The organism is Thalassospira indica (assembly GCF_003403095.1).
Taxonomy (GTDB): Bacteria; Pseudomonadota; Alphaproteobacteria; order Rhodospirillales; family Thalassospiraceae; genus Thalassospira; species Thalassospira indica.
Window position 1 is genome coordinate 3,495,673 of sequence record NZ_CP031555.1, and the last position, 23,568, is coordinate 3,519,240.

Annotated in this window: 20 protein-coding genes; 12 read left to right on the forward strand and 8 right to left on the reverse strand. The window is 54.4% G+C overall.

Annotated elements, in window-relative coordinates:
* Nucleotides 1-5: 5 nt before the first annotated feature.
* Complete coding sequence (locus DY252_RS16500; RefSeq protein WP_064788462.1) at nucleotides 6-3,251, forward strand: CHASE domain-containing protein; 3,246 nt, start codon at nucleotides 6-8, stop codon at nucleotides 3,249-3,251.
* Between the two features lie 12 nt (nucleotides 3,252-3,263).
* On the opposite strand, the gene DY252_RS16505 is transcribed toward DY252_RS16500, so the two are convergent.
* Nucleotides 3,264-4,073 (reverse strand): inositol monophosphatase family protein, encoded by an 810-nt coding sequence (locus tag DY252_RS16505; RefSeq protein WP_064788463.1) that lies wholly within the window; start codon nucleotides 4,071-4,073, stop codon nucleotides 3,264-3,266.
* Between the two features lie 186 nt (nucleotides 4,074-4,259).
* Between DY252_RS16505 and DY252_RS16510 the strand changes: the two genes are divergently transcribed.
* A complete protein-coding gene (locus DY252_RS16510) occupies nucleotides 4,260-5,135 on the forward strand; it encodes a branched-chain amino acid aminotransferase (protein ID WP_064788464.1) in 876 nt (291 codons plus the stop codon).
* A gap of 93 nt (nucleotides 5,136-5,228) precedes the next feature.
* On the opposite strand, the gene DY252_RS16515 is transcribed toward DY252_RS16510, so the two are convergent.
* Entirely contained in the window at nucleotides 5,229-5,816 is a 588-nt protein-coding gene (locus tag DY252_RS16515; protein WP_064788465.1) for a DUF4136 domain-containing protein, read from the reverse strand.
* Nucleotides 5,817-5,952: 136 nt separating this feature from the next.
* Entirely contained in the window at nucleotides 5,953-6,537 is a 585-nt protein-coding gene (locus tag DY252_RS16520; RefSeq protein ID WP_064788466.1) for a TetR/AcrR family transcriptional regulator, read from the reverse strand.
* 206 nt (nucleotides 6,538-6,743) lie between these two features.
* Here DY252_RS16520 and DY252_RS16525 point away from each other — a divergent pair, with 206 nt between their 5' ends.
* Nucleotides 6,744-7,799: a hypothetical protein gene (locus DY252_RS16525; RefSeq protein ID WP_064788467.1), complete on the forward strand. Its 1,056-nt coding sequence runs from the start codon at nucleotides 6,744-6,746 to the stop codon at nucleotides 7,797-7,799.
* Nucleotides 7,800-7,847: 48 nt separating this feature from the next.
* On the opposite strand, the gene DY252_RS16530 is transcribed toward DY252_RS16525, so the two are convergent.
* The gene (locus DY252_RS16530) at nucleotides 7,848-8,804 is read right to left on the reverse strand and encodes a proline dehydrogenase family protein (protein ID WP_064788617.1); all 957 of its coding nucleotides are present in this window, start codon (nucleotides 8,802-8,804) and stop codon (nucleotides 7,848-7,850) included.
* A 136-nt stretch (nucleotides 8,805-8,940) separates the two neighbouring features.
* On the reverse strand, nucleotides 8,941-10,533 hold the full coding sequence (locus DY252_RS16535; RefSeq protein ID WP_064788468.1) for a lysine--tRNA ligase: 1,593 nt from the start codon (nucleotides 10,531-10,533) through the stop codon (nucleotides 8,941-8,943).
* Nucleotides 10,534-10,953: 420 nt separating this feature from the next.
* Between DY252_RS16535 and DY252_RS16540 the strand changes: the two genes are divergently transcribed.
* From DY252_RS16540 to DY252_RS16560, 5 genes are all read left to right on the forward strand, one after another.
* A complete protein-coding gene (locus DY252_RS16540) occupies nucleotides 10,954-12,012 on the forward strand; it encodes a sensor histidine kinase (protein ID WP_064788469.1) in 1,059 nt (352 codons plus the stop codon).
* 5 nt (nucleotides 12,013-12,017) lie between these two features.
* Entirely contained in the window at nucleotides 12,018-14,456 is a 2,439-nt protein-coding gene (locus DY252_RS16545; protein WP_064788618.1) for a two-component system response regulator, read from the forward strand.
* A 163-nt stretch (nucleotides 14,457-14,619) separates the two neighbouring features.
* Entirely contained in the window at nucleotides 14,620-16,695 is a 2,076-nt protein-coding gene (locus DY252_RS16550) for a methyl-accepting chemotaxis protein (protein WP_064788470.1), read from the forward strand.
* Between the two features lie 166 nt (nucleotides 16,696-16,861).
* The gene (locus DY252_RS16555) at nucleotides 16,862-17,242 is read left to right on the forward strand and encodes an MAPEG family protein (protein ID WP_245960855.1); all 381 of its coding nucleotides are present in this window, start codon (nucleotides 16,862-16,864) and stop codon (nucleotides 17,240-17,242) included.
* Complete coding sequence (locus DY252_RS16560) at nucleotides 17,242-17,667, forward strand: DUF1801 domain-containing protein (protein WP_064788472.1); 426 nt, start codon at nucleotides 17,242-17,244, stop codon at nucleotides 17,665-17,667. The genes DY252_RS16555 and DY252_RS16560 overlap by 1 nt, the downstream gene beginning before the upstream one ends.
* Nucleotides 17,668-17,673: 6 nt before the next feature.
* Here the strand turns inward: DY252_RS16560 and DY252_RS16565 are convergent, their stop codons facing one another.
* A complete protein-coding gene (locus tag DY252_RS16565; RefSeq protein WP_064788473.1) occupies nucleotides 17,674-18,132 on the reverse strand; it encodes a MarR family winged helix-turn-helix transcriptional regulator in 459 nt (152 codons plus the stop codon).
* A 283-nt stretch (nucleotides 18,133-18,415) separates the two neighbouring features.
* Between DY252_RS16565 and DY252_RS16570 the strand changes: the two genes are divergently transcribed.
* On the forward strand, nucleotides 18,416-19,459 hold the full coding sequence (locus DY252_RS16570; RefSeq protein ID WP_197482569.1) for an alpha/beta hydrolase: 1,044 nt from the start codon (nucleotides 18,416-18,418) through the stop codon (nucleotides 19,457-19,459).
* Between the two features lie 143 nt (nucleotides 19,460-19,602).
* Nucleotides 19,603-20,028 carry an organic hydroperoxide resistance protein gene (locus DY252_RS16575; protein WP_064788620.1) on the forward strand — a complete coding sequence of 142 codons (426 nt, stop codon included), beginning with the start codon at nucleotides 19,603-19,605 and terminating at the stop codon, nucleotides 20,026-20,028.
* 121 nt (nucleotides 20,029-20,149) lie between these two features.
* Here DY252_RS16575 and DY252_RS16580 read toward each other — a convergent pair whose 3' ends face one another.
* Both DY252_RS16580 and DY252_RS16585 read right to left on the reverse strand, forming a co-directional pair.
* Nucleotides 20,150-21,811 (reverse strand): hypothetical protein, encoded by a 1,662-nt coding sequence (locus DY252_RS16580; RefSeq protein ID WP_064788474.1) that lies wholly within the window; start codon nucleotides 21,809-21,811, stop codon nucleotides 20,150-20,152.
* Nucleotides 21,812-21,833: 22 nt separating this feature from the next.
* On the reverse strand, nucleotides 21,834-22,427 hold the full coding sequence (locus DY252_RS16585) for a hypothetical protein (protein ID WP_129542751.1): 594 nt from the start codon (nucleotides 22,425-22,427) through the stop codon (nucleotides 21,834-21,836).
* A 64-nt stretch (nucleotides 22,428-22,491) separates the two neighbouring features.
* On the opposite strand from DY252_RS16585, the gene DY252_RS16590 reads away from it, so the two are divergent.
* On the forward strand, nucleotides 22,492-22,986 hold the full coding sequence (locus tag DY252_RS16590; RefSeq protein ID WP_318532852.1) for a YqaA family protein: 495 nt from the start codon (nucleotides 22,492-22,494) through the stop codon (nucleotides 22,984-22,986).
* Between the two features lie 178 nt (nucleotides 22,987-23,164).
* Nucleotides 23,165-23,533 carry a hypothetical protein gene (locus DY252_RS16595; RefSeq protein WP_064788476.1) on the forward strand — a complete coding sequence of 123 codons (369 nt, stop codon included), beginning with the start codon at nucleotides 23,165-23,167 and terminating at the stop codon, nucleotides 23,531-23,533.
* The last annotated feature ends 35 nt before the right edge of the window (nucleotides 23,534-23,568 follow it).

Genomic DNA, 23,568 nt, shown 5'->3' on the forward strand with positions numbered 1-23,568 from the left:
AGCTGATGCCAGAGGGGAAGGGGAACAATCGTTTGACGCTGCAACGCCATCACATTGTGCGTTCTCTGGTGGTTATCCTTGCCTATTTCGCAACGGGCTATGCCGGACTGCAACTTCCGTTCTTTGGCACAAGTGTTACCCTTGTCTGGCCGCCATCTGGCATCGCAATTGCCGCAATGGTGTTTTGGGGCTGGCGGTATTTCCCGGCAGTATTCATCGGTGCCCTTTTGGTTAATCTGGCGACGTCGCCGTCGGTGCCAGCGGCCCTGATGATTGCGGCGGGCAATACGCTTGCCGCCGTGTTGCCCGCCCTTTTGATCACGCGCCTTGCCGGGAATTATCCGCTGGCGCAATTCCGCAGCATGCTGGTTTTCCTTGCGCTGGGCGCGGTATGTGGCCCTGCCATCGCAGCCCTTTTGGGCAGCACCACACTCAGCATGATTGTTATTGGCAACTTTGATCAGTTCGGCAAAATCTGGCAGGGCTGGTTCCTGGGCGATCTGGTCGGTGCGATTGTGGTCGGACCACTGACCTTGCGCCTGATGAACCGGCAGCCGGTATCCCGATCACTTCAACACTATGGCGAGCTTGCCTTCATCGTCATCGCGGCCATCGTTCTGGCGTCGGCCGTTCAGACAACGCCGCTGATCTCAAAGCCCGAATATCTGTTTATCTTTGTCTCCGTACCGCTGGTGATCTGGGGGGCGGTGCGCTATGGGCTGCTGGGCGCGGTTCTGATCAATGCTGTCATCGTTGCCGACATCATCGTCTTTGCCGCCCTTGGCAATAAAACCTTTGTCGGCGTCGGACTGAATACAGGCCTTCGCAACCTTTATGGCTATGTCATTGCCATTTCGGTCGGCACCCTGTTTCTGGCTGCGGGCATGGAACGGATTGCCGCGATCACGACGCGAACCCTTGACGGGCGGCAATCCGAAGATGTCCATCGGTTGCGCCGGACGCTGTCGATCATCATTGGCGTGATCGGGTTTGGTGTCTCGGGGCTGGCATCCTGGTACACCTATACCCAGCTTGTTGCCGCCGACCGATCATCGACCGACCAGTATCGCCTGGCGTTTGAAGCATCCCTTCGCGAAGAACTTGGCGGGGCCACCGATGCGCTGGTTGCGGTCCGGACCCTTTTTGATGTGCATGGCAGCGTTTCGGCCAATACCTTTGATGCGATGATTGCCCCATGGGTCAACCGTCGGCCCGGTGTTGCCGCCCTTGAATGGGCACCGCATGTTGAACGCCGGGCGCGCGGCCTGATTGAAGAAAACGCCGAGCTGCGCGGGGTGACCAATTTCGCCATCCGCGCCCTTGTCGATGGCGAACTGCAAACGTCAAGCGAACAGGACACCTATTATCCGGTCTTCTTTGTCTTCCCGCGGTCAGGGAATGAAAAAGTCATCGGCTTTGACATGATGAGCGAACCTTCGCGCCGACGTGCGCTTGAAACCGCCCTTCAGACCGGCAATGTCACCCTGACCGAGCCGCTCGAACTTGTTCAGGCGAATTCGGCGGTCGTGACCTCGCTTGCGTTTCTGGCGGTTGAAAACCGTCGGGACCGCACCGGACCACCACTTGGTGTCGCCATCGGGGTGTTGCGCCTGACCGACATGATCAGCCGGGCGGCACGGATAGCACGCATTCCGCTGGATTTTGAAATCCATCTTGCGGACCTGAAATCGAAGTCGGACAGAAAACTTATCTATTCCAATCGGTTAGACAACTATGCGATCGAGCACATTCGAGAGGAATTTGAAAAACCGTTCAACCCGAATGTTTCGAATTTCACGTTTGGCTATCGCGACTGGACGATTGTGCTGCATCCCTCGGAACGCGGCTTTGGCACGCTGCTTTATTGGCAGCCATGGGCGATCTTTGTGTTTGGCAGCACGGTCAGCATTCTGCTTTTGATCTATCTGCGGTCGCTGAACCGCACCGAAAAACACATCGTCAATCTGGTCAAAACCCGAACCCGCGAACTTGAAGATGCCCGCGCATCTGCCGAAAACGCCATGAACCGGGCCCAGCAGGCTGATCGGGCCAAATCGGAATTCATCGCCCATATGAGCCACGAATTCCGCTCCCCGATGACATCCATTTTGGGCTATGCCCAGCTTGCCAGTGACAGTCTGGACAAAGATGCCAATACCGAAACGCTGCGCAGCTACCTGTCGACCATTCGCGGGGCCGGTCGCCATGTCCTGTCGCTGATTGGGGACATTCTTGATATCTCCAAGATCGAGGCCGGCAAGCTTGTGCTGGAAGAAAACCCGTTTGACCTTCATCACATCTGCGAAGAAGTTGTTTCGATGATGCTGGTCCCGGCACGCGCGCAGGAAAGCACGCTTCAACTTGATATTGATCCGGAACTGCCGCGCCATGTCATTGGCGATCCGGTGCGGCTCAAACAGGTGCTGACCAACCTTGTTTCCAATGCCATCAAGTTTACCAAACGCGGCAAGGTTCTTGTTCTGGTGCAGGCACGCGATATCACCGAAGATGCTGTTTCCTTCCGCATTTCGGTGCGCGATGAAGGGATCGGCATTGCACAAAACAAGCTCGAAGCCATCTTTGATGCCTTCACACAGGCCGATACCACCACGACCCGCCGTTACGGTGGCACGGGACTTGGCCTGACAATTTGTCAGCGCATGGTTCAGGCGATGGGCGGCCGGGTGCAAGTCGAAAGCCAGGAAGGCAAAGGCAGTCATTTCTGGTTTGACCTGACCCTGCCACGCAGCAGCAAAACCGACGTTGCCCAGCAGGAAGGACAAACCGCAAACACGGACGACGCCCGGTCTGAAAAGGCCGAGGCGGCCGATCCGGGCACATGGAACCTGCTTTTGATTGAGGACATCGAAATCAACCGCATCCTTGCCCAGAAACTGCTGGAAGCACAGGGGCATACGATTAGCACGGCTGCTGACGGGCAGATTGCGCTTGATATTCTTGCCGGTGCCGATTTCGATGCGGTTCTGATGGATCTTCACATGCCGGTTCTTGATGGCATCGAGGCCACCCGGCGTATCCGCGCCTTTGACGATCCGGTCAAGGCGACCATTCCGGTGCTTGCCCTGACCGCGGACATATCAAACGACAATCTCGAAAACTTTCACGAGACCGGCTTTGATGCCTATTGCACCAAGCCGCTTGATATCGCGATGATTGACGCTGAACTGGCCCGCCTCATTCACCGCAAATTTGACGCCCGCCTGGCGCGAAACGACACGCCCGCAACCTGATGCGCAGCCAGCCTAACGGCTGATACCGGTCATGGATTTAAGTTCTTCGGCGACATTGGGGCCCGCTGTCAGGATCGGCGCGCCTTTTTCAAGCGCATCGGGGGCGCCCAGATAATCATTGGCCCAACCGCCGGCTTCCTGCATCAGAAGGATCCCGGCCAGACAATCCCACGGATTGATATGCGGTTCGTAATAGCCGATCATCCGCCCGGCTGCGGCATAGGCCATCGAAAGTGCGCCCGATCCGTTCCGCATAAAGATGCCCTTGCGATCCAACAAATCCTTGATAAAGGGCATGATCGCGTCACCTGTCGTGCGATGGGACATGCCAAGCCCCATCACGCCGTCACCGACGGTTTTGGCCTCACTGGCCTTGATCGGCTCGCCATTGGCAAGCGCACCTTGACCGCGACGGGCACTGAACAACTCCTTGCCACACGGCTGATAGATCAGGGCGATCTCGATCTTTCCCTTGACGACAAGGGCGATGGAAATGCACCAGCTTGGCATCTGATTGACAAAGCACGCCGTGCCATCAATCGGGTCAATCACCCACAGGCAATCATTGTCGCCCTTCTCGATGCCCATTTCCTCGCCAAGGAAGCCGTCCTCGGGAAAGGTGTCGGCGATCTGATCACGAATGATCGCCTCGACATTCTTGTCGGCAATACTGACCATATCGAGCGGGTTTTCCTTGGCCTCGACCTCAAGATCGCCAGCACTGCCGTCGAAATATTCCATCGCCCGCTTTCCGGCAGAGCGGATGACGTCACGGGCATGTTCGAACCGCGCGTCGAGATCAAGTTTGACGTCATCACCCATCTTCTTTTCCTTTCAAAGCGGAAAGCGTCTCAAAATCACCTATCTATAGAAAAACCTATCCCATAACTGCTTGCAAGGTTTCATGACATTTCAAAGGCACTAATTCGGTGATGTTTTCTTTGACCATTTGATTGCAAAAATCCTATGCTAGGCAGCGCTAATGAACCGCCCCACAGGAGTACAAAAATGGGTCACGCCGCCACCGATAGCACCGTTACAAACTGGACCTGGTATCAGGGCCAATGGCACGAAGGGAACCCCAACATCATGGGGCCGCAAACCCATGGTTTCTGGATGGCCTCGACCGTGTTTGATGGTGCACGCCGCATGAATGGCAAAATGCCGGACCTTTATCCGCATTGTGCGCGTGTGATCCGCTCGGCCGAGCTGATGGGCCTGAAACCGACGATCACCACCGAGGAAATCGTCGCACTGGTCAAGGAAGGCGTTCAAAAGTTCGATCCCAAACTGGCGCTTTACATCAAACCGCTGGTGTTTGGCGGCGAAGGCTTCATCGCGCCCACGCCGGAAAGCGCGCAGTTTGTGCTGTGCATTTCGATCAGTGAAATGCCAGAAGCCATTCAGACCGGCTTTAGTGCCCGCAAATCAAGCTTCCGCCGCCCGTCTCCGGAAAGCGCGCCGACCGAGGCCAAGGCATCCTGCCTGTATCCCAATGTCGGCCGCGCGGTGACCGAGGCCACCAGTTCGGGCTTTGACACCGGCGTGATGCTTGATCCGATCGGCAATGTTGCCGAGTTTTCCTATGCCAACCTGTTCTTTGCCAAGGACGGCACGGTCTTTACCCCGGCGATCAATGGCACGTTCCTCAATGGCCTGACCCGTCAGCGCGTGATCAAGCTTCTGCGTGAGGACGGCGTTGATGTGGTGGAGAAGACCTGCAAATACGAAGAACTCGAAACCGCTGACGAGATCTTTGGCACCGGCAACTATTACAAGGTCGCCCCGTGCGTCAAACTGGATGACCGCAATCTGCAGCCCGGCCCGATCACGCGGCGTGCGCAGGACCTTTACACGGCCTTTGTCGCCGCCAGCGAAGACTGATCGCACTTTACACTTCACTTTGCACTGTGCACATGATCGACAGACAAACGGCCCGGATATCCGGGCCGTTTTTTGTTCCGTCAGAACGCCTTCTTACTGCGTCAGGGCTCGGGGCGCACTATTGCCCGCCACATACGGATATTGCGCAAAGATCGACGCCACCGCAGCCCGCACCGTTTCATTCGGGGCTTCGCGAAGCGAACTGGTCACCCGCGAAACAGCTGTGCCTTCCCAGACCATCTGACGGGTCTGGCGGTCAACCAGATCAATGCTCAGCGTGCCTTCGGTGTAGCTATCGACATAGCCCGGTTCGACATAGCCCGGCCAACCAACATACATGCCACTGCGATAGCCATAATAGCCGCCCATATAGACCGGCGGTGAGGAGCGTGTCTTTTCCTCGGTCTTGAGATGGAAATTGATCAAAAGGTCAGGGTTATGGATATCAAGCTGATAGCCGCGCGACACCATAGCGGTGTTGATCGCATCCTCTATCCGCTGGCCCGACAGGGTCTGATATTGCGCCTCGGCATTCTTGCCGGCCCCTTCGACAAAGGCGAATGTCTGATACTGTCCAAAATCGGCCGCCGGATCAGCATCGGTATAGATGCGCGGACCTGTGGCACAGGCCGTCAGGACCGTTGCCATCATTGCCACCAGCACAAGTTTCATCTTCGTCATTGCCCGTGTCCTTTAGTTTGAAATGTTTGCCGGACCAACTGCGACACGCATCGGGTGAATGCGCCAAACCCCTAATGCATCATCAGAAAATGCGTAAATAATGGCAATCAACTTTTAGGGGAAAAACAACCGGGGTTTAGCCAAGCAGATCTTTGGCCAGTGCGCGCAGTTCATTGATCTCATCATCAAGAATGGCCCGATCTCCCATGCTATGGGCCAGAATAATCGCACCTTGCCAGCGCAGGATGATCTGACGCCCGGTCCTTGTGGCCGTTCTGTGATCTACCCCGCCTTCTTCAAGCTGATCGGCAACCCAGTTGATCAGGGCCTCAAACACCGCCTGGCCGGTTCTGCGCGACGAGGCAAAGTCCGCATCATTGGGCATATCAAGCATCAGTCTTGCCAACGGGCAGCCATGACTGACCCGGCGCGGGGTCATGGCATCAAGATAATCAAAGAACTTCGCCAACCGATCCGCGACCGAACGCGACGTCGAGATACTTTCCAGAAGCGGGACAAACTCCCCTTCCATGGTTTCCAGTGCCGCCAGGGCGAGATCATGTTTCTTGGGAAAGCGGTAAAACACACCACCTGCAGGTAATCCGGCCTCGGTCGCAACTGCCTGAATGGTGGCGGCGTGATAGCCATCGCGCCAGATCACATTCATCGCCGCACGGGCAAGCTTTTGTCGCTTTTGCTCGGAACTCAGCTTGGTGGCCATGGATACCTCAACAGATAAGTCAGTTCACTAACTTATCTGTCAAATATTATGTTCCTGTTAACTGCGCAGTTTAGGTGCCCTTTCGATGCCTTAGTCCGCCTTTAGGCATACCGAGAAATTTGAAAGCATCGCACATCGCGTGTATCACTGATCCATCGGACACACGCCAAAACCGCACAAGAGCAACAACACACTCCGGAGCCACAGTGAAAAATAATCAATTCACCCTTGCCGATATCCGAAATGCGGTATCGGCCGGCGTGCTCAGCGAAGAGGCCTTTGCAAGGCTCGAAGGCTACCTTTCCGAACAAGCACAAGAGTCGCCTGAAACAGAAAAATTCACGCTGTTTCGCGGCATGAATGACATCTTCATCGCGCTTGGCATATGCGCACTGACCATCGGCTGGTTCGTTCTGTGGGGCCTGCTTGCCAATGGCCCGGCATTCTGGATCGCGCCACCGCTTGCCATGATCGCCTATGTCGCGCTGGCGGAATATATCGCAGGCAAGCTCAAGGCGTCCCTGCCCTCGATCGCGATTATGGCCGCCCTTGGCGCAACGCTGATGATCTATGCAGTGGCGATTTACATGTCGCTTGCCGGGCCTGCCGGGCAGTTGTCCGATCTTGATACGGTGATTGATTTCGGGCAGCGGTCGATGAATGTGCTGGTGTTTGTCGCCATCATCGGCTTTGCCTTCCAGCTGGGCTTCTTCCTGCGTTATCGCCTGCCGGTATCGTTTGCGCTGATTGCTGCTGGCCTCGTTGGCGTTTTCTGGTCTGCCTTGATGGCGACCTTCGGCCCGGCGGCAGAACCTTATATCCCCTATCTGATCACGGCCACGGGCATCTTGTTGCTGGCCCTTGCGATCTTTATCGACAGCCGCGATCCCAAGCGGATCAATGGTTGGGCGGAATGTGCGTTCTGGCTTTATGTGTTTGGCGCACCGCTGACCATCCATTCGATTGCCGCAACGTTCGAGGCCGCCGCCCTTGCGATGATCCCGGTAATTATCATTGCCATGGTGCTGTCGCTGATCCTGGATCGTCGGTCGCCGATCATCAGTGGCCTGATCTATGTCGGTTATCTGTTGCAATCCGGGTTCGAGGGCGCGGCAATTGATCCGTCCATGACCATTGTTCTGGTCTGCTTCATTGTTGGCGGGCTGGTGATGGCATTCGGGGTGGGTTGGCAACGTGCGCGCCATGTGCTTCTGGCGCCGTTTGAAGATCATCCGCTGCGGCGTTACCTGCCGCCAAGCTGATTTAAAACTTTGAGGCCAGCACATTCATGCTGGCCTCATTCGTTTTTGTTATCGATGAAGTCCCGACTTCATCAAAAGCGACAGGTTGCGCGGGTTTTCCCCCACCCGGCGCCAGGCATAGGCCCACCAGTCCTTGCCAAACGGCGCATACAGCCGCAGGCGATACCCCGCCGCAACCAGTTCACGTTGCAACGGCTGATTAACGCCATAAAGCATCTCAAACTCGAACTGATCGCGCGCCCAGCCATTGTCATCAGCAAGCGTCGCGATCTTGAGCACCAATTCGCGATGGTGACTGCCAAAGACCGGGAAAAACCCGCTTTGCTTGGCGGCATCTGACAACATCAGCCCGGCCAGTTTCAGATAATTGGCATCAATCTGGTCACGCTCGGTAAACGATACGCTTGCCGGTGGGGCCATTGCCCCCTTGACCAGACGCACCATCGCCCCGCGTGCAATCATGTCGTTCAGATCAGATTCCGTCCGATGCAAACGGGCCTGAAGGGTTTGGGCAACCGGCACACCAGCCGTCGCCAACCGATGGTGCAGCGCCAGCGTGTCATCAATCATGTCGAAATCTTCCATATCGATCATAAGCCGGATGGTTTGGGATGAGTTTGCCTGTGCTGCAATATCGCGGATCTTGTTTGCGATCTCGTCGACATGTTTGGTCAGGACCGCCTCGCCCTGCATATAGCCCAGCTGCGACGGATCAATCGACACATGCACATCCAGTCCAGACATATCGAGGCTTGGCATCACAAAGCCAAGCTGATCGACCGTTTCACGGACCTGGGTGATATCTTCGACATATTCACCAAGATAAAAGCTTGAAATCCGGATACCTTGTGCCGCCAGCGCATTTGCCCGCGAAACATGGCCAGTGCCGTCGTTCGCACTGACAAACTGCGCGGCCAGTCCGGTCTTGCGTCCAATCGCCTCGCCAAGGGTGCGAAGCGGTTTGGAGCATGCAACCGCGATCATTGATTTTTGCCAAAATCCCATATCATTCAATTCCTTGCTGGTGACGCAAAGCACCGCCATAACCGGTCTGATCGGCAAATTATTGAATGATATGACCCAAAAAGCAAAACGGCCCGCCAAAGGCGAGCCGTTTTTACATGTATCTGATCGCGCCGTCTTAGGCAGACAGATCTTCACCGGCCAGCGCACGGTCGATCAGGGCAACGCTTTCATCAAGGCCGTAAAGGGCGATGAAAGAGCCCATGCGCGGGCCCTGTTCCTGCCCCAGCAGCACTTCATAAAGTGCCTTGAACCAATCGCGCAGGTTTTCGTAATTGTGGTTTTTGCCCACGGTGAAAACTTCGGTCTGGATGTCAGACGCGTCGGTGCCCGGTGCAATTTTTGACAAAGCGTCGCGCAGGTCTCTAAGCGCTGCCTGCTCTGCCTCGGTCGGGGCGCGGTATGATTTCGTCGGTTTGACGAAGTCGTTGTAATAGTTGATCGCATAACCGACCAGCTTATCAAGATACGGCGAAGTTTCCGGGGTTGCCCCGGTGGCGTAACGCGAAATGAACTTCCACAACAGGTCGCGATCATCGGTATTGCAGACCGAAACAAGGTTCAGAAGAATGCCGAACGACAACGGAATGTCGCGATCCGGTGCGGTTCCGGCATGAATGTGCCAGGCCGGGTTCTGCAGGATCTTTTCCGGATCGGTTTCGGTTTTAAGCTTTTCGGCAAAGGTCAGATATTCATCCACGGTTTTCGGGATGACATCAAAATACAGACGCTTTGCGGTTTTCGGCTTCTGGAACATGAACAGCGACAGGCTGTCTTCCGGTGCATATTTCAGCCAGTCTTCCATCGAAAGACCATTGCCCTTGGATTTGGAAATCTTCTGGGCGTTCTCATCCAGGAACAGCTCGTAGTTAAAGCCTTCCGGCGGGGTGCCACCAAGCGCCTTGACGATCTTGTTGCCAAGCTCGACCGACGGAATAAGGTCTTTACCGGCCATTTCATAATCAACGCCCAGCGCATACCAGCGCATCGCCCAATCGGGCTTCCATTGCAGTTTGCAATTGCCGCCGGTGACCAGCGTTTCGACCAGATCGCCGGTTTCCGGATGTTCGTAAACGATGCTGCCGCTCTCAGGCTTAAGCTCGGTGACTTTCGCCATCAGCACCTTGTTGGTGCCCGGCTCAACCGGCATGAACGGACTGTAAGTCGCACGGCGTTCTTCACCAAGGGTCGGCAGCATGATTTTCTGGATCGCGTCATAACGCTCCAGCAAACGCAGCAGTGCTGCGTCAAACATGCCAGAGCGGTAACATTCGGTCGAAGATTTGAATTCATACTCGAACCCGAACCCGTCAAGGAATTCACGCAGCTTGGCATTGTTGTGATGGGCAAAGCTTTCATGCGTGCCAAACGGATCGGGAACGCTGGTCAGTGCCTTGCCAAGATGCTGGGCAACCATATCCTTGTTCGGGATGTTGTCTGGCACCTTGCGAAGCCCATCCATGTCATCTGAAAAGCAGAAAAGTTTGGTCGGGATATCGCACATGGTTTCAAAGGCGCGACGGACATAGGTCGTACGCGCGACTTCGCCAAAAGTGCCGATATGCGGCAGCCCCGACGGACCATAACCGGTTTCAAAAAGGACATACCCCTTTTCAGGCGCCTTCTGTTTATACCGCTTGACCAGCTTGCTGGCTTCCTGAAAGGCCCAGACGTTGCTGTTAAGTGCGGCATCTCGAAGATCGGCTGTCATTTTTGAAACCTTGTTTGTCAGTTGGATCGTTGAATTCTCGGGGAATATCCGTATCACGCTGATCGCATGTTTGCGCGAAGCTATACCCCACTTCGGGCCAAGATCAAGCACCTGTTGCGCATGGCTGCCAAATAATCGCGGAATTCAAGCGCGGGATTTCCCATATGTAGCAACAGGTGGCTGTTTCAGTCGCCCTCGATATGGCTATCCCTCAATGGCTACCCCTAAGTGTAGTTGAATTTAGCCAATCCCGTGCAGATATCCGAATATGGGGACGCGCGCTTAAACTTTGATCATCTTTTATCGCAAATCCAGCTATTTGCGATGCGATATATTATTAGTTGAATTCAATACGATTGATCACTCACAAGCGAAGGCAAACCTGATCGACGAAACAGGCACGAAACCCGGAGTGTGTTGATGTCGTTTGGAGAAACCGGTGGACATACCACCGAGAACGCCTTTCCGGCGAAAAGCCCGGATCAAAGATTTGAACGCGTTGTTGAATACGCGCCAAATGCCATGATCCTCATCAGTGCGGATGGCACGATGGAAATGGTGAACGCCCAGACCGAAATCATTTTCGGCTATGCGCGCGACGAATTGCTGGGCCAGCCGATTGAAATGCTGGTCCCCGAACGTTTCCGTACCGGACACCCGCGTTTGCGGCGCTCCTATTCGGAGCAGCCCAATCCCCGCCCGATGGGGGCTGGCCGCGATCTTTATGCCTTGCGCAAGGATGGCAGCGAGTTCCCCGTTGAAATTGGCCTGAACCCGATCTCTGATGGCGAAAAGCATCAAATTCTTGCGGCCATTTCCGACATTTCCGAACGCAAACATCGCGAAGAACAGATCGCACGATCCCTGCGTGAGAAGGAAACGCTGCTTTCCGAAGTCCATCACCGGGTGAAAAACAATCTGCAGATCATTCACAGCCTGCTCGATATGCAGACATCCTCGGTCATCGACATACAGGCGCGCGAAGCCCTGATTGACAGCTGCAATCGCGTCCGGTCCATGGCGCAAATTCACCAGTCACTGTATCAAAGCGAAGACATCGCCAAGGTTAATTTCGCCGATTTCTGCGAAAGCCTGATTTCGTCGCTTCTGGCGACATTCAATGTCGATATCAGTCGGGTACAGGTCAAAAGCGATCTGGCCCATGTCGAGTTGGCCATTGATCAGGCAGTTCCATGCGGACTGATTGCCAACGAGCTGATCACCAATGCGCTTAAACACGGCTTCCCCGACCGCGCACAAGGCCAGATCAGGGTATCGACCCAAAAGAATGATGAGGGTGTCGTGACCCTGCGCGTCTCCGATAACGGATGCGGCATGCCTGATGGCTTTACCCCGGGCAAAAGCGAAGGTCTTGGCTTGCAACTGATTGAATTGCTGACCGATCAGATTGGTGGAACGCTTGAAGTTGTTACGGCTGGTGAAACAACCTTCATCATCACATTCAGAATAGGAACGTGATCGGGATGCCCCATTCGGTCCATATCATGATTGTCGAGGACGAACGTGTTATCGCCCTTCATTTGCGCAAGCAGCTTGAAAAGCTTGGCTATGAACGCACCAGCGCGCATACGCGCGGCAGCGATGCACTTGCCGCCATCCATGACGATCCGCCTGACATCATCCTGATGGATATTCGTATCGAAGGCGACATTGATGGCATTGAAACAGCGGCCGGCATTCCCTCCCACCTGATGATCCCGGTCATCTATCTTTCGGCCCACTCCGAAGATGCGACCTTGGCACGCGCAAAGATTACCCGTCCCTACGGCTATCTGATCAAACCGTTTTCCGACCGCGAATTGCACGCAACGATCCAGATGGCACTAGAACGCCGCGCAGCCGAACTTGCCCTGTCGGAAAGTCAGCACCGGTTGTCGCTTGCGATGAACGCAGCGCAGATGAGCTGTTGGGAAATTGATGTCCTGACCCGGCAGATGCACTGTACCGGGCTTGGCAATCCCGACCTTGATCAGAACGTAGAAACCGTCACTGAAAGCTGGGATGCCTTTCTTGAACGGGTTGCATCAGAAGATCGCGATATGGTGCGCAAGGCATTTGCCTATGCGGTTTCCCACGGCGAGTTCTATGACGTTGTTTTCCGAAGCCTGGACAAGGATCAGAACTATCGCTGGCTGCGCGCGCGCGGCAAATCCTTTGGCGATGACCGCAAAGGGTCACAACGCATCATCGGCATGATGCAGGACGTCACCGATCAACGTCTGACGCAGGACAAGCTCCGCGAAGCCATGACGGTGTTTGAAACCACCCAGGATGGCATTCTTATTCTTGACCCAGACCTCAATGTTACCAATGCCAACAACGCCTATTACCGGATCACGGGCGAGACCGAGGAAAACACGCTGCAAAAGCCGCCCTATTTCCTTTCTGCCAATGAACATCCCGCCGAATTCTTTCAGGAATTGTTTTCCGGGCTGGGTGCCCGCCGCCAATGGCATCGCGACCTTGACACCCACAACGCCAATCGTGGCCCGATATCGCTGTCCCTACAGAACATTGCCGTCGAAAACGAAGAGCACGAACTGACCCACTATGTGATGATTGTCTCTGACCGGACTGCAATCCGGCAGGCCGAACAGGAATTGCATTACCTTGCCCAATATGACGGATTGACCAGCCTGCCCAACCGGCTTCTTGCGACAGACCGCCTGAATCGCGCGATCGAACGTTGCGAACCCAGCGGCATGATGGTCGCCTGCATGTTTCTTGATATTGATGATTTCAAGACGATCAACGATACACTTGGCCATGCCGCCGGCGATCAGGTCATTCTGATTGCCGCAACCCGGATCAAGGGTATTACCGAGCGCACTGACACCATATCCCGACTGGGCGGCGACGAATTCCTGATCATTCGGGAAAACATCCCCAATGAAACCGCGGCAACCAATCTGGCGCAAAAGATCATTCAGGAACTGCAACGCCCGTTTTATATTCGCGGTCATGAAATGAATATCGGTGCGAGTGTGGGCATTTCGCTCTATCCGGTGCATGGCCATTCGTCTCACGATCTGATCCGCCTTGCCGATACAGCAATGTATGCCGCCAAGGATCGCGGGCGCAGGACCTTTGCGCTTTATGAAGCGGAAATGACGGCCAATGCCGCGCATTATATGACCCGCTCACTTGAATTGCGCCGTGGGCTTGAGAACGGGGAACTGGTTCTGTACTACCAGCCGCAGTTTGATGGCAAAACCGGCGAAATGGCTGGTGTCGAGGCGTTGCTGCGCTGGAATCATCCGACCCACGGGCTTGTTGGCCCCCATGAAATCATCCCGACGGCCGAGAAAAGCGGCCTCATTCTTGAAATTGGCAGTTGGGTGATTCGCGAAGCCTGCACTCAGGCCCGCCGCTGGCAAGATCAATATGGCCAGAAACTCCGCATGGCCGTCAATGTATCGGTCCGCCAGATGCAACAGCCCGGTTTTGCTGACAGCATTGCCGATCAACTGGCGATTTCCGGCCTCCCGGCCGAGGATCTTGAAATCGAAGTCACCGAAAGCATGATCCAGGACGAAATCAGCATGATCCAGACCCTGCATGATTTGCGCGCTGTCGGGATTTCGCTGGCGATTGACGATTTTGGCACCGGCTATTCATGCCTGCGATCGATCAAAAGCCTGCCGATCAGCCGCATCAAGATCGACCGTGCTTTCGTCAACGGACTGCCGGGCAACAGCAATGATGTTGCCCTGATCAATGCCATTCTGGCAATGGCAGAGGCCCTTGGTCTGTCAGTCACGGCAGAAGGCGTTGAAACCAGGGCGCAGTATGACTTCCTGCGCGACGTACCGGGCATCAAACTTCAGGGCTTCCTGCTTGGCAAACCTGTCCCTGCCGAAGACGTTTTTACGGCAACCATTGGAAAAACCAAACAAATTTAATAACAAAAGTTACATACCCAGACATCTTCCCTTTTCGCACATTATACCTTAGAATAAGCGACAGACATTTCGTGCCTTTATACATGCGCAAGCCATTGACTTGGCTGTCGTATTATTCAATTGCGATCTTTCAAACGAAAGAATAGGTCGGAAGGATGATTGTATGAAGTTTTCGTCCCTGTCCCTTGGCGCGAAGCTGACCCTTGTCAGTGCAGCAACCATTGCGCTCTGCCTGATTGCAGGCATATCTCTTCAAACCGTTCAAACAAGCCAAACCACCGAAGAACTGACCGTCGGCGAGGCACGTGGCGTTGCAAACCATCACGCAGAGCAGGCTGGTAGCGTTCTGAATGGCGGGATGCTGGTTGCCAAAAACCTGGCCGGGGCCTTTCGGGCGATCCGCGAAAAAGGCGGTGTTGATCGCGCGGCATATAACGAAATTCTCAGTCGTACCCTGATCGACAATCCGACACTTGCCGGTGCCTGGTCCGGGTTCGAGCCCGATGCCCTTGATGGCAAGGATGCCGATTACGTAAACGAGGGCGAGCCATTCGGCGATGGCAGCGGCAAATACGTCACATATTATTATAATTTTGGCGACGGCATTACGCCCTATCACCTGACCGGCCTCGATAATCCGGAGATCAATGAATATTACACCGCCCCGCGTGACACCAACCAACCCTATGTCACGGATGCGATCACCTATGACATTCAGGGCCGTGATGTTGTTCTGACCTCCTTTGTCTATCCGGTGCAGAACCCGAACGGCGAATTCCTGGGTGTGCTGGGCGTTGATCTTGAACTCAATGCCCTGTCAGAACGCTTTGCCGAACTGACACCGTTTGGGACCGGCACGGTTAATCTCGTCTCCGCCCAAGGCACCTGGGTTGCCCATGAAGACCCGGACATTCGCGGCACCACACTTGATAACAACAACCCGATCCAGGCAGCCATCCTCGAAACCATGCAATCGGGCGAACCGGCGCGGGTTGATGATGACACGACCATGCACATGATTGTCCCGGTCGAGATTGCCGGATACCCCAACAAGTGGGGTGTTGTGGTCAATGTGCCGCTGGCAACAGTCTATGCCCCGGCAGACAATCTGCGCAATATCACCCTGATTGGGGGCGTCATCCTGCTTTTGGTCGTCATTGCCGTGGTTCTTTTGTCGACCAGAACCCTGGTCGCGCGACCGATGACGCGGGTGACCAGTGTGATTGATCACCTTCAGAAGGGTGAGTTTGACATTACGGTGCCCTATCTCAAACGTGATGACGAAATCGGCGCAATCGCCAAGGCCCTCGAAGCCTTCAAGGAGGCCTCCGCACGCATGCAGATGGCCGAACGTGAAAAGCTTCAAGCCGAACAGCGTGCCAGCGATGAACGCAATCGCACGCGCTTGCAGATGGCAGACGAATTCGAAAAATCGGTCGGCTCGATCGTTGTCAATGTGTCTGACAAGGCCGGAAACATGGAACAAGTGTCCCGGCAAATGCGGCGTGCTGCTGATGAAAGTTCCGAACAGGCCGTTGTTGTTGCCGCCGCCGCGGACGAGGCAAGTGCCAACGTCCAGACTGTGGCGTCTGCGACCGAGGAACTGTCTGCCTCCATTCAGGAAATCAGCTCCCAGGTGGCGAAGTCATCTGACATCTCCAACACCGCTGTCGAAGAAGCTTCACGTGCCAACGCCATGGTCACCGGCCTGGCCGAAGCGGCCGATCGCATCGGCGAAGTGGTTAACCTGATCAATGACATTGCCGCCCAGACCAACCTTCTGGCCCTCAATGCCACCATCGAGGCGGCCCGTGCGGGAGAGGCAGGCAAAGGCTTTGCCGTTGTGGCACAGGAAGTCAAAAACCTGGCCAACCAGACCGCCAAGGCGACCGAAGACATTGCCCAACAGATTGGCTCCATCCAGTCCGAGACGCAAAATACGGTCGGGGCGATTGGACGAGTGACCGAAACCATTGCCAACATCAATGAAATCGCCACCGCCATCGCATCTGCGGTCGAGGAACAAGGGGCTGCCACCGCCGAAATTTCAAGTAACGTTCAACAGGCGGCGGCCGGCACCAACGAGGTGTCATCTTCTATCGGGATTGTGCGCAACACATCCCGGGAAACCGGCGAAGCGGCCTCGAACGTGCAAGCCGGGGCGACCCAACTGGCCGAAGAAGCCCGCAATCTTGACGCACAGGTCAAAAACTTCCTTGATCGACTGCGTAATATCTAGGGCGTAATCTTACCTTTCGGCACATGACAAATCGGACGGCACCATGATTGGTGTCGTCCTTTTGTTTGATCCAAACTGCGTTCAGTGATTGAATTCGAAAACACTTTCACTATCCCCTTCACAAGCCGGGAATATTGCGATGTTGCCCTTGCCTGTAACCATCTTCATGACTGCTATATTCGTCCTCATGCTGACTGTGCTGAGCTTGAATGTCTCTCTGAGGCGCGCAAAACTCAAAGTACTGATCGGCGATGGCGATGACACCACCTTGCGCCGGCGCATTCGCGCACATGGCAATTTTGTTGAAAATGCCCCGCTGTGCATTCTGCTGGTTCTTGCCATCGAGGCGATCCTTGCAACGTCCGGTATTATCTGGATTGTGGCCGCCATTTTGATCGCAAGCCGTCTTTTGCATGCGATTGGCACCCTTGGCCAGTCCACACGGTTCATCGTACCGGCTATGGTGATGCAGCATGCAACACTTGTTATTTGTGGTTTATGGTTGCTGATCCAATCCCTTGGCAATCTAAGCGCTGCGGGCATGTGATGGGGTCTGGCGATTTCGCAAGCCCGGATGTTGCGGCAAAATTCAATGCCTGCCCGGCAGCAGCCCGGCGGGCATTGATGTCGATCCGGGGCTGGGTCTTTGAACTTGCGGGCGAAATTGACGGCGTTGGCCCGATCACCGAAAGCCTGAAGTGGGGCGAACCGGCATGGCGGCCCAAATCCGGATCGGGCATCACCATTCGTGCCGACTGGAAAGCCAAAACACCTGATCAGGTCATGATCTATTTTGATTGCAAGACCGACCTGATTGATCGGACGCGCAGCCTGCTTTCGGCTGATCTGACGACCGAGGGCAGTCGCGCGATTATCCTGCCGCTGGATCGCCCCCTGCCTGAACCGGCGATCAAGACCGCCCTTGGCTGGGCCCTGACCTATCACCGGGATCGGAAACAGCAGGCGAACTAACCGCGATCAAACCTTCTGACCGCCAGCCTCCATCTGATCGCGCATGGTCCGCAAATCGCGATTCAGGCGTTTGGCGGTCTCGATATCAAGTCCTGTGGCCTCAAGAATGCAGGGCGGAACTTCTTCTGCCTTGTTCCGCAGGTCCTTACCGGCGTCCGTCAGGCTGACGCGCACGGATCGCTCGTCCTCCGGATCGCGCTTGCGGCTAACCAGTCCGTTGGCTTCAAGGCGTTTGAGCAACGGTGTTAGCGTACTTGATTCCAGATAGAGCTTTGAGCCAATGCTCCGCACGGACTGGTTATCTTCCTGCCACAGGGTCACCATCACCAGATATTGCGGATAGGTCAGCCCCAGATTATCCAGCAGCGGCTTATAGACCCGGTTAAAGGCATGACCGGCTGAATAGATCGAAAAGCACAGAAACTTCTCGAGCTGAAGCAAATCATCTTTGGATGAGTTGTCCATTGGTCTGGTCCTTTATTGTGGGGCACCAAGGCATCGTATTGCGCAGAATTCTGCGATTTGCATACCCACCGGCGACGTCCGTCTTCTCAAAAAATCCTGGGCCTGAAATTTTCAAAGCCAAGTAAATTAAATCGCACACGATTAAATAACAAGCGATTTTATTGCATGGCTGGGTTTCTTATTTTTATATCGCACGCGATTTAATTGTGTGCGATACATAATTCATCGAAACACACCGCCGCCCATCAAAAATCTCGGACGGCCCAGTTAAAGGATCAGACCCATGAGCCCATTCAATTCAAAAGTTGTTGCTGCTGTCTTCTCTGGCGCACTGGCACTGTCGACCTCTCTGACCAGCACCGCGTCCTTCGCAGAGCCGGTTCTTGAAAACACTACCCAGGAATTCATTGATGTCCTTTCTGCGTCCGGCGGCCCGGCGATCTACACCCTGACCCCGGCTGAGGCCCGTAACGTTCTGGCGGGTGCGCAGTCCGGTGATGTTGCCAAACCGGCCGTTGATATCACCGACACGGTGTTTGGTGTTGGCCCGACGGGTGCCACCAAGGTCCGCATCATCCGCCCGGCGGGCAATACTGATCGCCTTCCTGTGATCGTTTATTTCCATGGCGCAGGCTGGGTGATGGGCGATACCGGCACCCATGATCGCCTGGTCCGTGAACTCGCCGCTCGTGCCAATGCCGCCCTGGTGTTTGTGGATTACGAACGCTCCCCCGAGGCGCGCTATCCGATCGCGATTGAGCAGGATTACGCTGTTACCAAATATGTTGCTGAACATGGTGAACAGCTCAATATCGATCCGACCCGTCTGGCGATTGCCGGCGACAGTGTCGGAGGCAACATGACCGCTGTGGTTTCGCTTCTGGCGCAGGAACGCGGTGGCCCGGAAATCACCGCACAGGTTCTGTTCTATCCGGTGACGGATGCTGATTTTGACAACGGATCCTATACCGAATTTGCGAATGGTCCGTGGTTGACCGAGCCTGCGATGGAATGGTTCTGGAACCAGTACCTGCCCGAAGGCGTTGATCGTACTGACCCGAAAATCACACCTATCCATGCAAGTGCCGATCAGCTTGCCGGTCAGGCCCCGGCACTTGTGATTACTGCGGAAAACGACGTGCTGCGGGATGAAGGCGAAGCATATGCCCGCAAACTGAGCCAGGCTGGCGTTGATGTCACCGTCACGCGTTACAACGGCACGATCCATGACTTTGTCATGCTCAATGCCCTTGCCGATACCCCGGCTGCCAAAGGCGCAATTGCCCAGGCCGGTCAGTATCTCCGCACCGCCCTGCACGGCGAATAACACGACGAATACAAGGGAATTGTCCCCAAACTTTAACACTCTTTCGGGTAGGTGCGGTTGCACCTGCCCGCCCCCGGCGACATATGAACCTAACAGCCGGGTAATCACCAACCGAACCAATGTTCAAACAAAGGATGAAAACCATGTCTGTTGATGTCAAATACACCGCACTCGCTTCTGCAACCGGTGGCCGCGATGGCCGCGCCTCGACTGACGATGGATCGCTTGATGTCAAGCTGTCCACGCCAAAGGAACTCGGCGGTGCTGGCGGTGACGGTCATAACCCGGAACAGCTTTTTGCCATGGGCTACTCGGCCTGCTTTATCGGCGCCATGAAGGCTGCCAGCGGCCAGACCAAGATCAAGGTGCCAAATGCCGTCGGGGTTTCGGCTGAAGTCGGTATCGGTCCGCGGGAAGCAGGCGGCTTTGGTATCGCCGTCGAACTCACCGTATCGCTGCCGGGTCTCGACAAGGCCGATGCAGAGAAGCTTGTCGAAACAGCGCACACCATTTGCCCCTATTCCAACGCAATTCGCGGCAATGTCGATGTGACCACGACCATCGCCTAATTTTCGTCTCCCCCCTGCTGGTCAGCTCCCCCCAAACTGCTGACCAGCAATTCCAGGCCCGGTGTCCCCCGCACCGGGCCTTTTTCGTTTCCATTCGCCAACGGCCAAACTGGGCTGTTTTTTATAAAACAGTCTGTTGAATACCTTGACGGAGAAACTGGAAGTCAGCACGATTAAAGTTCTGGGGCACATGAATCATCTTTTGATTATACTCATTCCCGGACAACCGCCAAAACTTTACCCGGTTGTCATTTTCACCAAACCCCATAATCAGGTCACCTCCAAGTGGAGCAACATTTTCAGCAAATTGCAAATATGCAGGATTTGCCTGATCATGAACCAGCCAAGCATTCGAAAGCCGAACCAAGCTATCGTTATTCATATCCAGTTCGTAAAAGAAGCTGAAATAGAAAGCCATCGGATGGAGAATGAGAGCATTTCCAGCAGGATTGGCCAAAATACCAGTTGCCCAGGCAAAACGGTTATTCCCCCACGGCATTACAATGCCATTCGCGTCGTTCCAAGCTGTAAGCACCACATCAGCAAGCGAGCTTCGCAGCAACCGCCGCTGCAGAGCATTTAGTACTGCCGTGCGATCCGCTTGCGTCGCAGGATTGTTGTAACTTTGCGCAAACAAATTATCACCACATCCAAGATGGGCGGCGAAATACTGATCCACCGAATCAGCAAATCCATTGTTATTTCTATAGGCGGTAATTGCAGCGGAACGGTTCGCGGGTGGATTGGGAATATTTGCTTGCCCAGGGCTTGCAATATGCAAGATCAGATCCGCCAGGAAAGAGGCGTACTTATACAAAATCGGATGAAGAATCTTGACATGCCCGACCCCGATCCTTGTGTTGTTGTTTGCCGGATTGGGAATCAAGGGTCCGCTGCTGGAAAACATCACAAGGGGCATTGCACCCGGGTGCATATCATTTATGTAATTTTCGACATCCAAAACCATGCCACCCGAATTTGGCTGCGTACTGTTGCAGCGTAGATCTCCGTTGACGGCTGTCGCAAACAACGCGTTTCCGCTATTTCCATTTTGTTGTGTTTGAAAAACGGTCAGTGGATTTCCTCGCTGGGTCAATCCATAAACCGCACACAGATAGTTATTCTTTTCGAAGAAGCCATAATTTTTCTCCATCTGGGTCGAAACATTCAAACCATAAAAACGCCCAGGACCCAGAGCATGCTGATGATTGACCAAATCAATGGTTAACTCGTTCACCTTTACACATAACGTGTTACCTGCCACAGCCTGAACAACGTTTCCTTGATCATCATAAACCGGATCTGCCGGTGCTGGCGCTGCGCGTGTGGGGTCGGGCTGATAGCGATGCGAATGCAGGTAATACTGCCCATAAGCACTGAAAATACGAGGATCTTCAAACCCGTCAGTATCTTCAAGAATGGTATCATTAACCACAGCGATTGCGTTTTGCGGGACGTTTTGAGTGGTATCAATTTGAATATGCGCCACACCAACACCGTCGAAGTATCGATTGGTACGAACGTTCGGTACGGTTGCTTCGACTGTGGCGTTTCCTGTTGCCCCCCGCCATCCGGCGGCCCACGGCGTTCCAGCTTGCCCGGGCAATACTGGTGCTGGATTGGCAAATGGATGATACACCATGGCGCGATAGACCATCACAAAGTCATGTACATTATTGTTGGTTCCTGCATGGACCCAGCTGTTGTTGAATTTGATGACGTTGGCGCGATTCACATTGGTAATCGTCGCAGTCAGCAAGTTCGTCAGATCTATATTCCACATTTTCTACCCCTTCCGATTGCCCTTACTGATGACTCATGAGCGATGAGGAAACACTTTGTTCGATTTCCTTGAACGGCTTGACACCATCGAAAGACACTGTGCCCGTAAATCTCTGATCAGGAGGCGCTGGCGCCATAACATCCATAGAAGGAATTGCTGGTTCGGGTTTCCCCGCTGCCTCTGTGCCAGACGGCTGGGCACCAGTGCCAGTGGATTGAGAGGCAGATGGCGGCACACCAATCAGGGCAATCATCATTTCAAGAGCATTGAGTAAAGTTTGCAGCGTCTTGTTCTGTGATTGCAGGACGGATGGCTGAACTTTTCTGGCAGTATTGAGCTGTCCAAGGCCTGCCATCTCAATATTGGCATCCATCAGTTTATGAACTTCAGGAACAATCCGCTGCGATGCTTCGGCCCGCAATTCCTGATAGGTTTGCGCTGTCCCGTTGGTCTCATTGTTCAAGACGTGCTGGGAAAATGTGCGTAACTGACTGGCCATTGCCTTTAACTGGCTCGATCCGGAGTAATCAGGATGCGCCTGAAGGTCGGCAATTACTGTCTTGATCAGTTTTCCCACGGTCTCAATCGAACTTTTGATTTTTGTGCTATCTGCCATGATGAAGCATCCGTTGTGAGCCTGCCCTTTTCTGACGGCGGGGGACGCGGTTTGTGATTGAAACATGCTGGACGGCCCGCTCATTCCGGTCTATCGAAACCGCATGATCACAACATCCACCCTGCTCGCAGGCCTGTTCTTATCGGCCCTGACATCCGCAACCATCCTGCCCGGCACGTCCGAGGCGGCGTTGGCCGCGCTCATTGCGTCTGGCGATCATGCCATATGGTTGTTGGTGCTGGTCGCCACTGTGGGCAATGTTTTTGGATCGCTCATCAACTGGTGGCTTGGCCTTTATGCCGAGCATTTGAAGCACAAGCGCTGGTTCCCCGTCTCCGCCGAGGCACTGGATCGTGCATCGCGCTGGTTTAGCAAATACGGGCTGTGGTCATTACTGCTTTCATGGCTTCCGATTATTGGTGATCCGCTCACGCTGTTTGCCGGGGTCATGCGGGTGCGCCTTCTGCCCTTCATCATTCTGGTGACCATTGGCAAGGCGGCGCGCTATGCCATGATTGCCGGTGGGGCAACTGGTTTATCGAACATGTTTTCCGGTTGAAGCACGAAATAATTCTTCAAAATATCGAAAAATAAAACCGCTCCCCTTCAGAAAATTCACCTTTGATTTAAATATTTAAAAATAAATCAATTGTAATATTACATCATCAATGTTTTCCTTTGATCTAACAGAGCCGCGAAAAATACTTTTCACGGCCTGATTAAAAGGAATTTTATTTATGGCTATCGAAATCCCTGCATGGACAAAGCCCGGAATTTGGGGCGGCATTATCGGCGCCGCACTGATCACCATTGTCGGTTTTAGCACAGGCTCGGTGGTATCTGGTGGCACTGCGCAGGAAATGGCCGATGCAAGTGGCAAGGAAGCAACGATCTCGGCAATGGCACCGGTATGTGTCGCCCAGTTCAAAATGCTTTCGCCCAACAATCAGACGGCGGAACTTACGGCCCTCAAGGCTGAAAGCTCTTACAAGCGCGACGATTTCGTGATTGCAAAAGGCTGGGCAACCATGCCGGGCAGTGACGAACCCAACAACGAGATCGCTCAGCGCTGTGCATCGCTTCTGATGGATCTGACGACAAACTGATCTGAAACCGGTTCCGGCGCAGCAACCGGAACACG